Annotated in this window: 13 protein-coding genes and 2 tRNA genes; 11 read left to right on the top strand and 4 right to left on the bottom strand. The window is 73.2% G+C overall.

The window, feature by feature from the left end; genetic code table 11:
* Window positions 1-160 precede the first annotated feature (160 nt).
* From EF918_RS10785 to EF918_RS10735, 11 genes are all read left to right on the top strand, one after another.
* Window positions 161-251, top strand: a tRNA-Ser gene (locus EF918_RS10785).
* Window positions 252-478: 227 nt separating this feature from the next.
* A tRNA-Arg gene (locus tag EF918_RS10780) sits at window positions 479-551 on the top strand.
* 168 nt (window positions 552-719) lie between these two features.
* A complete protein-coding gene (locus EF918_RS10775; protein WP_260610053.1) occupies window positions 720-1,784 on the top strand; it encodes a S1C family serine protease in 1,065 nt (354 codons plus the stop codon).
* A 74-nt stretch (window positions 1,785-1,858) separates the two neighbouring features.
* Complete coding sequence (locus tag EF918_RS10770; protein WP_125644180.1) at window positions 1,859-2,293, top strand: Lrp/AsnC family transcriptional regulator; 435 nt, start codon at window positions 1,859-1,861, stop codon at window positions 2,291-2,293.
* Window positions 2,290-3,174, top strand: coding sequence for a DUF2797 domain-containing protein (locus EF918_RS10765; protein WP_125644178.1), 885 nt, complete (start codon window positions 2,290-2,292; stop codon window positions 3,172-3,174). The genes EF918_RS10770 and EF918_RS10765 overlap by 4 nt, the downstream gene beginning before the upstream one ends.
* Before the next feature lie 139 nt (window positions 3,175-3,313).
* Window positions 3,314-3,655 (top strand): antibiotic biosynthesis monooxygenase, encoded by a 342-nt coding sequence (locus tag EF918_RS10760; protein ID WP_125644176.1) that lies wholly within the window; start codon window positions 3,314-3,316, stop codon window positions 3,653-3,655.
* Window positions 3,636-4,610 carry an amidohydrolase family protein gene (locus EF918_RS10755; protein ID WP_260610052.1) on the top strand — a complete coding sequence of 325 codons (975 nt, stop codon included), beginning with the start codon at window positions 3,636-3,638 and terminating at the stop codon, window positions 4,608-4,610. The genes EF918_RS10760 and EF918_RS10755 overlap by 20 nt, the downstream gene beginning before the upstream one ends.
* Entirely contained in the window at window positions 4,607-5,365 is a 759-nt protein-coding gene (locus tag EF918_RS10750; protein ID WP_125644172.1) for a response regulator transcription factor, read from the top strand. Before EF918_RS10755 ends, EF918_RS10750 begins: the two co-directional genes overlap by 4 nt.
* 77 nt (window positions 5,366-5,442) lie before the next feature.
* Window positions 5,443-6,981, top strand: a complete 1,539-nt coding sequence (locus EF918_RS10745; RefSeq protein WP_312847824.1) for a HAMP domain-containing sensor histidine kinase — start codon at window positions 5,443-5,445, stop codon at window positions 6,979-6,981.
* Window positions 6,982-7,006: 25 nt separating this feature from the next.
* Window positions 7,007-8,284 (top strand): glycosyltransferase, encoded by a 1,278-nt coding sequence (locus EF918_RS10740; RefSeq protein WP_125644170.1) that lies wholly within the window; start codon window positions 7,007-7,009, stop codon window positions 8,282-8,284.
* On the top strand, window positions 8,281-10,455 hold the full coding sequence (locus EF918_RS10735) for a glycosyltransferase family 39 protein (protein WP_125644168.1): 2,175 nt from the start codon (window positions 8,281-8,283) through the stop codon (window positions 10,453-10,455). Before EF918_RS10740 ends, EF918_RS10735 begins: the two co-directional genes overlap by 4 nt.
* Window positions 10,456-10,562: 107 nt before the next feature.
* On the opposite strand, the gene EF918_RS10730 is transcribed toward EF918_RS10735, so the two are convergent.
* From EF918_RS10730 to EF918_RS10710, 4 genes are all read right to left on the bottom strand, one after another.
* Complete coding sequence (locus EF918_RS10730) at window positions 10,563-12,170, bottom strand: MDR family MFS transporter (protein WP_125644166.1); 1,608 nt, start codon at window positions 12,168-12,170, stop codon at window positions 10,563-10,565.
* A gap of 13 nt (window positions 12,171-12,183) precedes the next feature.
* Window positions 12,184-12,624, bottom strand: a complete 441-nt coding sequence (locus tag EF918_RS10725) for a MarR family winged helix-turn-helix transcriptional regulator (RefSeq protein WP_125644164.1) — start codon at window positions 12,622-12,624, stop codon at window positions 12,184-12,186.
* Window positions 12,625-12,772: 148 nt separating this feature from the next.
* Window positions 12,773-13,528, bottom strand: coding sequence for a hypothetical protein (locus EF918_RS36880; RefSeq protein ID WP_260610051.1), 756 nt, complete (start codon window positions 13,526-13,528; stop codon window positions 12,773-12,775).
* 39 nt (window positions 13,529-13,567) lie between these two features.
* Window positions 13,568-14,416: an RNA polymerase sigma factor SigF gene (locus EF918_RS10710; RefSeq protein ID WP_125644158.1), complete on the bottom strand. Its 849-nt coding sequence runs from the start codon at window positions 14,414-14,416 to the stop codon at window positions 13,568-13,570.
* Window positions 14,417-14,563 lie beyond the last annotated feature (147 nt).

Genomic DNA, 14,563 nt, shown 5'->3' with positions numbered 1-14,563 from the left:
GGCCCGCTCCCCCCGCTGCCGCTCGGCGCACTGCTCTCCCCGTTCCTCGCACTAAGGCTTTGCCCTGCGGGCTCCGCGCCTAGTACCGTGAGACCGGATTGGTGACCGGCCCCGCGGCTGTGTCATCATCTGCACGCGCCCTCGTACGCGGGGGTGTGCTGGAGGCGTCGCCTAGTCCGGTCTATGGCGCCGCACTGCTAATGCGGTTTGGGGCTTACCCCCCATCGAGGGTTCAAATCCCTCCGCCTCCGCACCACCGAAGCCCCGGTCCTCATGGACCGGGGCTTCGTCGTTCTCGCCGTGCACCCGTCAACCTCCGTCAACCCCTGTGCATCGACCAACCCCTGTGGTGGATCTTCGATTGGGGTGGTTTGCCCAGTTCGGGGCGGGTTTGGGTAATGGATTTCGCGTCCCGGCGAGGTCCATGTATTGTTGTTCTCGCAAGGCCAACGGGGCGAAAAAAACCCGGGAAGCCCAAGCACTCGTAGCTTAACGGATAGAGCATCTGACTACGGATCAGAAGGTTGCAGGTTCGAATCCTGCCGAGTGCACAGCCTGAAAGGCCCCCGGTTCGCCGGGGGCCTTTTGCGTTGCCGACCGTTCCGGGTTCAAAGGTTGTCCAGTGCACAGGACGATCCGGGCGGGGCGGCCTAGCCTGAATGAGGGGCTCCCTTCTCCGCGAGAGGCGGCGTCTCATGAAGGTGTGCACCAGAGGTGCCGTGGCCGTGGCCACGGCGGTGGTGCTCGGGGTGACGGGCGGCGGCGGGTCGGCCTTCGCCGACGATTTGGATCCCCACGAGATCTACGAGCGCTCCGCGCCGGCCACCGTGCACGTACTGGGGAAGTACGGCGGCGGCAGCGGTTTCATCTACAACCCCGACAAGGGGCTGATCGCGACGGCCGCCCACGTGGTCCAGGGCGAACCGTCGTTGAAGGTGGTCGTCGGGGACCAGCAGCCGGTGCCGGTGCGGGTGGTGGGCATCGATCCGTGCGAAGACCTGGCCGTCCTGACGTTCACCTCGCCGCAGACGGGCCTGAAAGGGTTGAAGTTCGGCGAGAGCAAGGCCCTCAAGGCAGCCGACAGGGTGGTCTCGCTCGGCTACCCGGACGCGCTGGGTGACAACCCGACGGCGACGAAGCCCGCGTACACGGGCGGCACGGTGCAGAACCCCAGCGTCTCGAACGCGGAGCCGTCGACCTCGCTGCCCCGGTACCCGGCCACCGTCCAGCACTCCGCCATCGTCAACCCGGGCAACTCCGGCGGCCCCCTGCTCAACGCCAACAGCGAGGTCGTGGGGATCAACACGCTGAGCGCGACCGGCGGGGTCCAGGGCCAGTTCTACGCGATCAGCGCCGACCATGCCCGGCCGGTGCTCGACACGCTGGCGGCCGGGGAGAAGAAGAACGACCCCGGCTGGTCGCTCATGGGCCTGGACGACCCGGAGCTGAGCTCGAACGTCGCGGAGGAGGACCAGGCCGCGGTCGACAAGATCCAGAAGCGGCTGGTCGCGGCCGGGGTGGAGGGCGTGTTCGTCCTGTACACCCAGACCAACTCGCCGGCCTTCAAGGCGCACCTCGGCGGCGGGGACGTGGTGACCGGCATGAAGGACGCCCCGGTGAAGTCCGTCGCCGAGGTCTGCGACATCCTCCAGTCCTCGTCGCCGGGGGAGAGCCTGCCGTTGCAGGGCGTGTACACCTGGGACGACCCGAAGGAGAACATCAAGTTCGGCGAGACGTGGTCCGCCGACCTCGTCCTCGGCAAGGGTGCCGGATCCGGCGGCTGACCCCCGCCGCTCCGGGCTTCGCCGCGCGCTACGGTCTACGCAGGGACCTTGGCCGGGGTGGAGAGGGAGATCGCGTGGACGGCATCGACCGGGCGCTCGTGCTGTGTCTGCAGCAGGACGCCGGGCAGTCCTACGCCGCCCTGGGCGCGGCCGTCGGCCTCTCCGCGGGGGCCGCGCACGAGCGGGTGCGCAAGCTGCGCGAGCGGGGGGTCATCCGGCGGACCACCGTCGACGTGGACCCGGCGGCGGTCGGCAGCGGGGTCCTGGCGTTCGTGATGGTGGACGCCAACGCCTGGATGGGGGAGTCCCGCGCCGCCTTCGCGGAGATCCCCGAGATCCAGGAGGCCCACGTGATCGCCGGGAGCGCCTCCGTCATGGTCAAGGTGCGCACGGCCACCACCGAGCAGCTCCAGGACGTGCTGCGCCGGATCTACGCCGTCGACGGGGTCAGCGGCACCCGGGCCACCGTGGTCCTGGAGACGTTCTTCGAGCGACCGCTGCCGCTGTGACCTGGCGGTGCACCGGGCTCCGCTGGAGCGAGGGGCACCCCGCCATCGGCTGGTACGCCGAGGGGCGCGGGGAACGCCTCAGTGTCCTCGCATACGGGCAGGGGCTCGCCTTCGCCGGCAGCGGGGCCCGGCACTGCCCGGGCGTGCGGCGGGCCGGACGGCGGACCCCGTGTCCCACCGCCGCGGTGGTGCCCGGCCGGGCGGGCGGAGCCCAGTGCGCCGGGTGCGCCCGCCTGGACCGCTCGTTCTCGGTGGCCGCCGACACCCACGCCGCCGACCCGCGGCCCTATCGCGTGTACCTGGCGTGGTTCGGGCCCGGCCTGGTCAAGGTGGGGATCACCGCCGAGGAGCGCGGCGCGGCCCGGCTGCTGGAACAGGGCGCGGTGACCTGGACCTGGCTGGGCCGCGGCCCGCTGATGGCGGCCCGGCGCACCGAGGAACTGCTGCGGGCCGCGCTCGGGGTGCCCGACCGGATCTCCTACGGGCGCAAGCGCGCGGTTCGCGGCCGGCTGCCGGCGGCGGACCGCAGGGCCACCGAGGTGGCCGCCCTGCACGGCAGTGCGGCCGACCTCGCCGGGTGGCCCGAGTCGCTGGAGCGGCTGCCCTGCGCGCCGGTGGACCACGCGGAGGCGTTCGGTCTCGACGGACTGCCGCGCCCGGAACGCGAACTGGTGGAGATGACGCCCGGCGGGGTCGTCGCCGGCCGGCTGGCCGGGGCGGCCGGCCCCGACCTGCACCTGGCGGACGGCTTGGTGGTGGACACCCGGCTGCTGGTGGGCTGGGCCCTCGTCCCGGTGGCGCCCGCGGACCCGGCCGTCACCACCGTGCCGGTACGGGAGATCAGGGCGGACGGCGACTCCGCCCAGGAGGGGCTGTTCTGAACGGGCCCCCCGGGCTCTGAACGGCTTCCCCGGACTCGGGACGGTTTGCCCCGGCGCGAAGGTCAAATCTTGGATCCCTTCCGCCCCGGAGCCCACTTTTCGGTGGCCGTGCCAGGGCCGAACGGAGAGGGTGGGGATCATGAGCATCCAGCCGCTTCCGGCGTTCGAACCGCCGTACGTGATGTCCGTGTTCACCTCCGTCCGCACCGAGGGGGACACCGGCTACCCCGAGACCCTCGCCCGCATGATCGAGCTGGTCAGCGACGTGCCCGGCTTCCTCGGCTACGAGTCCGCGCGCACCCCGGGCGGGCTCGGGATCACCGTCGCCTACTTCCGCGACCACGAGGCGATGGCCCGCTGGCGGCAGGACCTGGAGCACCAGGCCGCCATGAAGCAGGGCCGTGCCGACTGGTACGAGAGCTACACGCTGCACGTCGCCACCGTCGAGCGGAGCCACGGATTTGTCCGCGCCGCGTCCTGAACCGGCCGCTCCCGAGGCGACCCGGGCGGCGGTCCTGGCCTTCCGGGACCGGCTCGGGCTGCCCGGGCTGATCGACGTGCACACGCACTTCATGCCCGCGCGGGTGCTGGACAAGGTCTGGGAGTACTTCGACGCGGTGGGGCCGCTGACCGGCGTCGAGTGGCCCATCACCTACCGGCACGAGGAGGAGCAACGGGTCGCTCTGCTCCGCTCGTTCGGGGTCCTCGCCTTCACCTCGATGCTGTACCCGCACAAGCCGGCCATGGCGGCGTGGCTGAACTCCTGGGCCGCCGCCTTCGCCGCGCGCACCCCGGACTGCCTGCACACCGCGACCTTCTACCCGGAGGAGGGCGCCGACCGGTACGTACGGCAGGCCGTCGAGGCCGGGGCGCGCGTGTTCAAGGCCCATGTCCAGGTCGGCGCCTACGACCCCAACGATCCGCTGTTGGACCCGGTCTGGGGCCTGCTGGCCGAGGCCCGGATCCCCGTGGTGATCCACTGCGGGTCCGGGCCGGTGCCCGGCGAGCACACCGGGCCCGCCCCGATCGCCCGGCTGCTGGCCCGCCATCCCCAGCTGCCGCTGGTGATCGCGCATATGGGGCTGCCCGAGTACGGCGCCTTCCTCGACCTCGCCGCCCGTCACCCCGAGGTCCGCCTGGACACCACCATGGCCTTCACCGACTTCGCCGAGCGGCTCGCCGCCTTCCCGCCCGCCGACCGGGGCCGGCTGGCTGACCTGGGCGACCGCATCCTGCTCGGCACCGACTTCCCCAACATCCCCTACCCCTACGAGCACCAGCTCGCGGCCCTGGAACGGCTGGGCCTCGGCGACGACTGGCTGCGCGCGGTCTGCCACGACAACGCGGCCCGGCTGTTCCTCATCGAGCTTTCTCAGGAGATTCACAGGAAGCGGTCAGGGGCCTCTCACGGGCGCCGGTCAGCCTGGTCGGCATGACGGCGACGACCACCTCCCACGCGACCACGTCCCCCACCGCCTTGCTGCGCCCCGACGGCGGGCCCTGCCGGATCCTCGTCGTCGACGACGAGGCCCCGCTCTCCGAGCTGCTCACCATGGCCCTGCGTTACGAGGGCTGCGAGGTGCGCAGCGCCGGCGACGGGGCCTCGGCCGTCCGGGTGGCCCGGGAGTTCCGGCCGGACGCGGTGGTCCTCGACATCATGCTGCCGGACATGGACGGGCTGGCCGTGCTGGGCCGGCTGCGCCGGGAGCTGCCGCACGTGCCGGTGCTGTTCCTGACCGCGAAGGATTCGGTGGAGGACCGGATCGCCGGCCTGACGGCCGGGGGCGACGACTACGTCACCAAGCCCTTCAGCCTGGAGGAGGTCGTGGCCCGGCTGCGCGGGCTGATCCGACGGTCCGGCGCGGCCCAGGCGGCCCGCGGCGGGTCCGTCCTGGTCGTCGGCGACCTGCGGCTGGACGAGGACAGTCACGAGGTCAGCCGGGGCGGCGAGGAGATCCACCTGACCGCCACCGAGTTCGAGCTGCTGCGCTACCTGATGCGCAACCCGCGCCGGGTGCTCAGCAAGGCGCAGATCCTGGACCGGGTCTGGAGCTACGACTTCGGCGGTCAGGCCAATGTCGTCGAGCTCTACATCTCCTACCTGCGGCGCAAGCTGGAGAGCGGCCCCGGCCGCAGCCCGATGATCCACACCCGGCGCGGCGCCGGCTACCTGATCAAGCCGGGCGAGTAGTGCGCCTGCGCCCAAGAGCCGCTGTTTCACGTGAAACACCCGCGGCCGGCACGCCCCGGCGCTCCCGGCCGTGGTCCCTGCGGACCCGTCTCGTCGTGACCTCCGTCGTGCTGATCGCGGTGGTCGGTGCCGCGATCGGCACGGTCACCACCCTCGCCCTGCGCTCGTACCTGGTCGGCCAGGTCGACAACCAGCTCCGCACCGCCGTCGAGCTGGCCTGTGTGCCGGGCAAGGAACGGCCGGTGGGCAAGGCCGAGAACCCGCCGATGGGCGGCCCCGGCCTCCCCGGCGGCCCACGCTGCGCCACCCCCAAGCACGTCCGCTTCGTGCTGGCACCCGGCACGCCGATCGGCGCCGTCTCCGCCCTGCTCGACCAGGACGGTGGGATCCGCGACAGCGCCTTCAGCGCGCGCGCCGACCCCCCGGAGTACGGCAAGGTCCAGCAGCTCGACGAGGACCAGCGCCGGGCCCTGAGCAGCGCCGTGGCCGAGGCCCGCGGCGGCAGGTCCACCGTGGTGGACCTGCCCGGCCGCGGCACGTACCTGGTGCGTACCTCGCCCACCGGCGGCTTCGCCCTGGGCTTCCCGCTCGCCGGGGTGCACTCCACCGTCACCACCCTGATCGCCGTCGAGGTGTGCGTCACCCTGGCCGGGCTGATCGCGGCCTCGCTGGCCGGACAGGCGCTGGTCGGGGTCGCGCTGCGCCCGCTGCGCCGGGTCGCCGCCACCGCCACCCGGGTCTCCGAACTGCCCCTGCACAGCGGCGAGCCCGCTCTGCACGAGCGGGTCCCGGACGCCGAGGCCGACCCCAGGACCGAGGTCGGCCAGGTCGGTGCCGCCCTGAACCGGATGCTGGGCCATGTCTCCTCCGCGCTCACCGCCCGGCAGCAGAGCGAGACCCGGGTCCGCCAGTTCGTCGCGGACGCCAGCCACGAACTGCGCACCCCGCTCGCCTCCATCCGCGGCTACGCCGAACTGACCCGTCGCGGCCGGGAGGAGGCCGGACCCGACACCCGGCACGCTCTCGGCCGGATCGAGGCCGAGGCGACCCGGATGACGGGCCTGGTGGAGGACCTGCTGCTGCTGGCCCGGCTGGACGCCGGCCGCCCGCTGTCCTGGCAGGACACCGATCTGGCCCCGCTGGTCGTGGACGCCGTCAGCGACGCCCGGGCGGCCGGCCCCGGCCACCACTGGCGCCTGGAACTGCCCGACGGGCCCGCGCCCGTCCACGCCGACCCGGCCCGGCTCCAGCAGGTGCTGCTCAACCTGCTCGCCAACGCCCGCACCCACACCCCGCCCGGCACCACCGTGACCGCGCGGGTCCGCAGCGGGCCCGACAGCGTCCGCGCCGAGATCGAGGACGACGGCCCGGGGATCCCGCCGGAACTGCTCCCGCACGTCTTCGAACGCTTCGCCCGCGGCGACGCCTCCCGCTCCCGCACCGCCGGATCGACCGGACTGGGCCTGGCCATCGTCCAGGCCGTGGTCACCGCGCACGGTGGACAGGTCGACGTACGCAGCGCACCGGGCTGCACCCGGTTCACGGTGGAACTGCCGTGCCGGCGGCCCGGCGCGGAGCACTCACAGCTCCGGCACAGCGTGACCACACAGCGGTGACAGGCCCCCCGGAGAGGGTCGGACCATGCCGACCGACACCTCTCCGGGGGCCCTCCCGGCACGCACCCCGCTCGACGTCCGGACCACGGCCACGCCCGGCGTACCCCTGCTCGACGTGGTGATCCCCGTCTACGACGAGGAGAAGGACCTCGGGCCCTGCGTGCACCGCCTGCACGAGCACCTGACCCGCACCTTCCCGTACCCGTTCCGCATCACCGTCGCGGACAACGCCAGCACCGACCGCACCCCCGAGGTCGCGGCCTCCCTCGCCGCCGCCCTGCCCGGTGTGCGCAGCGTCCGGCTGGAGCAGAAGGGCCGCGGCCGGGCCCTGCGGACCGTGTGGTCCGCGTCCGAGGCCCCCGTCCTGGCCTATATGGACGTGGACCTGTCCACCGACCTCAACGCGCTGCTGCCGCTGGTCGCCCCGCTCATCTCCGGGCACTCGGACCTGGCGATCGGCACCCGCCTGGCGCGCTCCTCGCGGGTGGTGCGCGGGGCGAAGCGGGAGTTCGTCTCGCGCGCCTACAACCTGCTGCTGCGCTCCTCGCTGGCTGCCCGGTTCAGCGACGCGCAGTGCGGGTTCAAGGCCATCCGCCGCGAGGTCGCCGAGCGGCTCCTGCCGCTGGTGGAGGACTCCGGCTGGTTCTTCGACACCGAACTGCTGGTGCTCGCCGAACGGGCCGGTCTGCGGATCCACGAGGTGCCCGTGGACTGGGTGGACGACCCCCACTCCACCGTCCACATCGTGCGGACGGCCGTCGAGGACCTCAGGGGCGTGTGGCGGGTGGGCCGGGCGCTGGCCGTCGGCGCGCTGCCGCTGGACCGGCTGGCCCGGCCGTTCGGCGACGACCCGCGCGACCGGGAGCTGACCGGGGTGCCGCGGGGCCTGGCCCGGCAACTGCTCGGTTTCTGCGCCGTCGGGGTGCTCTCCACCCTGTGCTACCTCGGCCTGTACTCCCTCTTCCGGTGGGGCCTGGGCGCGCAGAGCGCCAACGCCGCGGCCCTGCTGCTGTCCGCGCTCGCCAACACGGCCGCCAACCGGCGGCTCACCTTCGGCGTCCGCGGCCGGGAGCGGGCGCTGCGCCACCAGGCCCAGGGGCTCCTGGTCTTCGCCATCGGGCTGGCCCTGACCTCCGGTTCGCTGGCCGCCCTGGACGCGGCCGGCGCAGACCCGTCACCCACTACCGAGCTGGCCGTGCTGATCACCGCCAACCTCGCCGCGACCGTACTGCGCTTCCTGCTCTTCCGCGCCTGGGTCTTCCCCGACCGCGCGACCACCCACCCGAAGGACACCACCCGATGACCACGGCCGTACCCGCCGCCGATCTCGTGCCACCCCTGCCCGGACGCACCGCCGTGACCGGTGCCCGGCCCCGCTGGGAGCGGCCCGCGCTGGCCGTCCTGCTGCTGGGCACCGCGGTGCTGCTGCTGTGGAACCTCAGTGCCTCCGGCTACGCCAACTCCTTCTACTCCGCGGCCGTCCAGGCGGGCAGCCAGAGCTGGAAGGCGTTCTTCTTCGGCTCCTCGGACGCCGGCAACTCCATCACCGTGGACAAGCCCCCGGCCGCCCTGTGGCCGATGGCTCTGTCCGTGCGGCTGTTCGGGCTCGGTTCCTGGCAGATCCTGGTCCCGCAGGCCCTGATGGGCGTCGGTACCACCGCCGTCCTCTACGCCTGCGTGCGCCGCCAGTTCGGGCCGTTCGCGGCCCTGCTGAGCGGGACCGTGCTCGCGCTCACGCCGGTCTTCACGCTGATGTTCCGCTTCAACAACCCGGACGCGCTGCTGACCCTGCTGCTGACGGTCACCGTGTACTGCGTGCTGCGCGCCCTCGACGGTGCCCGTACCGGCTGGCTGGTGGCGGCCGGGACGGCGATCGGCTTCGCCTTCCTCACCAAGACCCTCCAGGCCTTCGTGATCCTGCCGCCGCTGGCCGTGCTCTACGCCGTCTGCGCGCCCACCCGGCTGCGCCGCCGGCTGGGCCAGCTGCTGCTGGGCGGTCTGGCGGCGGTCGTGGCCGGCGGCTGGTGGGTGGCAGTGGTCGAACTGTGGCCCGCCGCCTCCCGGCCGTACATCGGCGGCTCCCAGAACAACTCCTTCCTGGAGCTCACCCTCGGCTACAACGGCCTGGGCCGGATCAACGGCAACGAGACCGGCAGCGTCGGCGGCGGCATGCGGACCGGTGGGTACGGACCCGGCGGCGGGCCCGGTGGCCCCGGCGGCGGCTGGGGGGAGACCGGCATCGGCCGGCTCTTCTCGGCCGACATCGGAGGGCAGATCTCCTGGCTGCTGCCCGCGGCCCTGGTGCTGCTGGTCGCCGGGATCGTCGTCACCTGGCGCGCCCGGCGGGCCACCGACTCGCTGGAGGGCCTGGCCCGCGCCGCGTTCCTCGCCTGGGGCGGCGGCCTGCTGATCACCATGGCGGTGTTCAGCTTCATGCAGGGCATCTTCCACCAGTACTACACCGTGGCGCTGGCCCCGTTCGTGGCCGCGCTGGTCGGCATGGGCGTGGCCGTGCTGTGGGAGGAACGGCACGGCCTGGCCGCCGGACTCACCCTGACCGGCACGCTGGCGCTGACCGCCGTCTGGTCGTACGTCCTCCTCGGCCGGGCCTCCGGGTACCTGCCGTGGCTGCGCTGGGCGGTGCTGATCGGCGGGCTGGTGGCCGCGGCCGGACTGCTCGTCGGGGGCCGGCTGGGCAGGGGCTTCGCCCTGGCGACCGCCGTCGTGGGCCTGGGCGCGGCGCTCGCGGGCCCGTTCGCGTACAGCCTGACCACCGTGAACACCGGCCACACCGGGTCGATCCCGACCGCCGGGCCGGCGGTGGCCGGCGGCCGGGGCTTCCCCGGCGGCCCCCGCCTCCTGGGCGGCGGCCCGGAGGGCGCGGGCCGCTTCCAGGCCCCGCCGAACGGCGCCGGGCCGGGCCAGGGCCAGGACGGCCGGCAGGGCCGGCGCGGAGGCGCGGCCGGCGGCGGCCAGGCGCAGCGCGGGCCGTTCCCGGGCGCCCAGGGCGGCGGGGCGCCGGGCCAGGTCCCGGCCCTGCCCGGCGGGTTCGGGCCCGGCGGTGAAGGGGGCGGATTCCCCGGCGGCGGCATGGGCGGGCTGCTGGGCGGCACCCGGGTCGGCGCCGAGGTGAAGAAGGCCCTGCTGGCCGATGCCGACCGGTACACCTGGGTGGCCGCGGCGGTCGGCGCGCAGAACGCCGCGAGCTACCAGCTCGCGACCGAGCGGGCGGTCATGCCGATCGGCGGTTTCAACGGCAGCGACCCCTCGCCGACGCTGGCGCAGTTCCAGCAGTACGTGCGTGAGGGCCGGATCCACTACCTGGTGGCGGAGTCCGGCCGCGGCGGCGGAATGCGCGGCGGCGGCCCGGGCGGCGGCACCAGCAGTGCCGTCAGCACCTGGGTGACGGAACATTTCACCGAGGTCACCGTGGGCGGGGTCACCCTGTACGACCTGACGGCCCCCAAGTCCTGATCCACCCACCCGCGCGAGGGGCCCTAGGGCCTGCCCGGCGGATCAGGGTCCAGCAGGCCCGGGGCCGGCCCCCGGCCCCGGGCCTGCCCCGGGCCTGACCCGGGGGCCTACTCCGCCGAGGAGGCCGTGGCCGACGTCCCGGTCAGCGGCTTCGACTGCAGGGCGACCTCCTTGATGAAGACCACCAGCACCAGCCCGAGCAGCGCGAACGGAGCGGCGTAGAGGAAGACGTCGCCGACGCCGTGCCCGTACGCGGACTCGATCACCTCGCGGATCGGCGCGGGCAGCTTGTCCAGGTCGGGGATGCCCCCGCCGCCGGTGCCCCCGTGGCCGAGCGCGGCGGCCTTCGGGCCGAGCGCGGCCAGGCCCTCCTTGACGTAGTCGGTGACCTGGTGGGCCATCACCGCGCCGAGCGCGGAGACGCCCATGGCGCCGCCGAGGGAGCGGAAGAAGGTGACGACCGAGCTGGCCGCGCCCAGGTCCTCCGGGGCCACCTGGTTCTGGGTGGCCAGCACCAGGTTCTGCATCATCATGCCGAGACCGAGGCCGGTCAGCGCCATGAACAGGGCGATCCGCCAGTACGGGGTGTCGTGCCGCAGGGTGCCGAGCAGCCCCAGGCCCGCGGTCAGCAGCACACCGCCGGAGACCAGCCACGCCTTCCACCTGCCGGTCCTGGTGATGATCTGGCCGGAGACGGTGGAGGAGACGAAGAGACCGCCGATCATCGGGATGGTCAGGATGCCGGACATGGTCGGCGACTCGTTGCGGGCCAGCTGGAAGTACTGGCTGAAGAACACCGTCCCGGAGAACATCGCGATGCCGACGAACAGCGAGGCCGCCGAGGCCAGGCTGATGGTCTTGTTGCGGAACAGCCGCAGCGGGATGATCGGGTCGCTCGCCCGGGACTCCACCAGCACGAACAGCACGCCGAGGAGCACCGCGCCGCCGGTCATCACCCAGGTCTGCCAGGAGATCCAGTCGAACGAGTCACCGGCCTGGGTCACCCAGATCAGCAGCACCGACACGGCCGCGCTGATCAGGAACGCGCCCAGCCAGTCGACCTTGACGTCCCGGCGCACCACGGGCAGCTTCAGGGTGCGCTGGAGCACGATCAGCGCGATCACGGCGAAGGGCACGCCGACGTAGAAGCACCAGCGCCAGCCGAGCCAGTCGGTGTCGGTGATGACGCCGCCGAGCAGCGGGCCGCCCACGGTGGCCACGGCGAACACCGCGCCGAGGTAGCCGCTGTACCGGCCGCGCTCGCGCGGGGAGATCATCGCGGCCATCACGATCTGGGCGAGGGCCGACAGTCCGCCGACGCCGATGCCCTGGACCACGCGGCAGGCGATCAGCGTGCCGGTGTTCTGGGACATGCCCGCGACGACCGAGCCGAGGACGTAGATCACCAGGGATATCTGGACCAGGAGCTTCTTGCTGAAGAGGTCGGCGAGCTTGCCCCACAGCGGGGTCGCGGCGGTCATCGACAGCAGGGCGGCGGTGACCACCCAGGTGTAGGAGGACTGGCTGCCGCCGAGGTCGCTGATGATCTGCGGCAGCGCGTTGGAGACGATCGTCGAGGACAGGATCGCCACGAACATGCCGAGCATCAGCCCGGACAGCGCCTTCATGATCTGGGGGTGCGTCATGGGCGCGCTGTCGGGCGTGGTCGCCGACCGACTGTCTCCCCGCACACCGGTGGGTGTGGTCGTAGCCATGTGGTTCCTTCGGTCAGAAGCTGTTGGAGAAGCTCGTACGGAGCCGGCCCAGCAAGGTGCTCAGCGCGGTGACGTCCTCGACGGGCCAGTCGGCCAGGGCGCGCGCGAGCGCGTCCGTGTGCCGGGCGGTGATCTCGCCGAGGACGGCCCGTCCGGCGGGGGTGAGCCGCAGGATCCGGCAGCGGCCGTCACCGGGGTCGGCGTCGCGGGCGATCCAGCCGTGCTCGGCCACGTGCGTGACATGGCGGCTGGTCACCGAGATGTCCACCGCGAGCAGCTCGGCGAGCCGGCTCAGCCGCATCTCGCCGTGCCGGTCGAGCACGGTGAGCACGGCCGCCGGTCCCGGCGGGCAGTCGGGCGGCAGGGTGCGGGCGAGGTCGCGCTTGACCGCGCCGATGCCGGTGAGCCGGCGGGCCAGCTCCTCGTAGTGCGTGGCCGGGATCGTCGCCTGCACTGCCCCTCCCCATCTTGTTGCTTAGAGCAACCATAGAAGCGGATGGTTGCTACAGGCAAACGAATCCCGGGGGGTGGGCGGTAAAAGAATCGGAAAACCGGGGGGGAGCCGCCAGGTCGGACGCGGGCCGCGCGCCGGTCCGGGCGGCTCAGTTCCAGGTGGCCGTGACCTTCCGGGTCTCGATGTGCATCCCCAGCGGGACCCGCCAGGAGTCCACGCACACGGTGTAGGTGTGGGTCCGGGCCGAGCCGGCCGCGATCGGGGCGGGCAGCGGCTGGGTGGTGGTGACCGTGGCCCAGTCGATGCCGAGGGCGCCCAGGACGTGCGTGGCGAAGCTGACCGTGCCGGACCGGGCCGCGGTGCCGCCCGTGTTGGCGAAGGTGACGGTCACCTGCTCGCACCAGCGGTCGGCCGCCGCCGCCCGCGTCGGGGCGCTGAGCAGCAGCCGGGCCGGGGTGGCGGGCGTGCCGGGCCCCGGCGTGGACGGCGTAGCCGGGGTGGAGGGCGTGCCCGGGGTGGACGGCGTACCGGACGTGGACGGCGTACCGGGGGCGCTCGGGGAGCCGGATCCGCCGGTGCCCGCGCCGGAGCCGCCAGGGCCGTCGGGGCCCGCGCCGGGCGTGCCGGGGCCGCCGAGCGGCGGGTGGGCCTCCTGGTCCGACGGCGTCCCCGGGGCGGCAGTCGCCGCCGGGGAGCTCGTGGAGCCGGGCGTCGACGGGCCGGGGAGCGGCTGGAACTCCACCGGCCCCCGCGGCGGTACGGTCTCGCCCGCGCCGCGTTCGGGTCCGGCCGCGGCGGCGCCCACGGCGACATAGCCGTCCCGCGCGGGGCCGCCGCAGCCCGTGAGGGCGGCGGCGGCCGTGCAGAGGGCGAGGACGGCCGTCAGCGGTCGGTGGCTGCGCACCGCGCCAGTGTCACTGACGGACCGTCAAATCACCAGGGGTCACTCGCCGATGAGCCCCTGGCGCAGCTGCGCGAGGGTACGGGTGAGCAGGCGCGAGACGTGCATCTGGGAGATGCCGACCTCCTCGCCGATCTGCGACTGCGTCATGTTGGCGAAGAACCGCAGCATGATGATCTGCCGCTCCCGGGGCGGGAGTTTGGCCAGCAGCGGCTTGAGCGACTCGCGGTACTCCACGCCCTCCAGGGCGCTGTCCTCGTAGCCGAGGCGGTCGGCCAGCGAGCCCTCGCCGCCCTCGTCCTCCGGGGACGGGGAGTCGAGCGAGGAGGCGGTGTACGCGTTGCCGACGGCGAGGCCGTCGACGACCTCCTCCTCCGACACCCCCAGTACGGCGGCCAGTTCGGGCACGGTCGGGGAGCGGTCGAGCCGCTGGGCGAGCTCGTCGCTGGCCTTGGTCAGCGCGAGCCGGAGCTCCTGGAGCCGGCGGGGGACCCGGACCGACCAGGAAGTGTCCCGAAAGAATCGTTTGATCTCGCCCACGACGGTCGGCATCGCGAACGTCGGGAACTCCACTCCGCGTTCGCAGTCGAAGCGGTCGATCGCCTTGATGAGCCCGATCGTGCCGACCTGGACGATGTCCTCCATCGGCTCGTTGCGGCTGCGGAACCGGGCCGCGGCGTAGCGCACCAGCGGCAGGTTCAGCTCGATCAGGGTGTCGCGCACGTAGGCGCGGTCGGGGCTGTCCGGGTCCAGGGCGGCGAGACGCTGGAAGAGGGAGCGGGACAGGGTGCGGGTGTCGATGGCTTCCGAGCGGTCAGACGCCGTGGGTGCTGCCGGCGCCTCGCTCTTGACGAGCGTGAGCACCTCGGAGCTGCCCTGGTCTACGGACATGCCACCCCCTTGAAGGTCGCGGACGGTCGCGGCGGGCGCGCCCGTCGGAGGAACGCAGCCTTCACCTGAATACCGGCGGCGGGGCTGCGGCAAACGCGGTTCCAGCAGAATGTCACATGTCGGCAACGCGCTGTAGCGCCAAGTCGA

Source organism: Streptomyces sp. WAC06614, from assembly GCF_003949795.1.
Taxonomy (GTDB): Bacteria; Actinomycetota; Actinomycetes; order Streptomycetales; family Streptomycetaceae; genus Streptomyces.
The sequence above is the reverse complement of the archived record's forward strand: the minus strand, read 5'-3'. Positions and strand labels throughout refer to the sequence as shown.

Bases quoted from the DNA above. Each gene is read 5' to 3' on its own strand.
- EF918_RS10760 (WP_125644176.1), top strand. From the start codon at position 3,314: ATGAGCATCCAGCCGCTTCCGGCGTTCGAACCGCCGTACGTGATGTCC.
- EF918_RS10750 (WP_125644172.1), top strand. From the start codon at position 4,607: ATGACGGCGACGACCACCTCCCACGCGACCACGTCCCCCACCGCCTTG.
- EF918_RS10740 (WP_125644170.1), top strand. From the start codon at position 7,007: ATGCCGACCGACACCTCTCCGGGGGCCCTCCCGGCACGCACCCCGCTC.
- EF918_RS10735 (WP_125644168.1), top strand. From the start codon at position 8,281: ATGACCACGGCCGTACCCGCCGCCGATCTCGTGCCACCCCTGCCCGGA.
- EF918_RS10730 (WP_125644166.1), bottom strand. From the start codon at position 12,170: ATGGCTACGACCACACCCACCGGTGTGCGGGGAGACAGTCGGTCGGCG.
- EF918_RS10710 (WP_125644158.1), bottom strand. From the start codon at position 14,416: ATGTCCGTAGACCAGGGCAGCTCCGAGGTGCTCACGCTCGTCAAGAGC.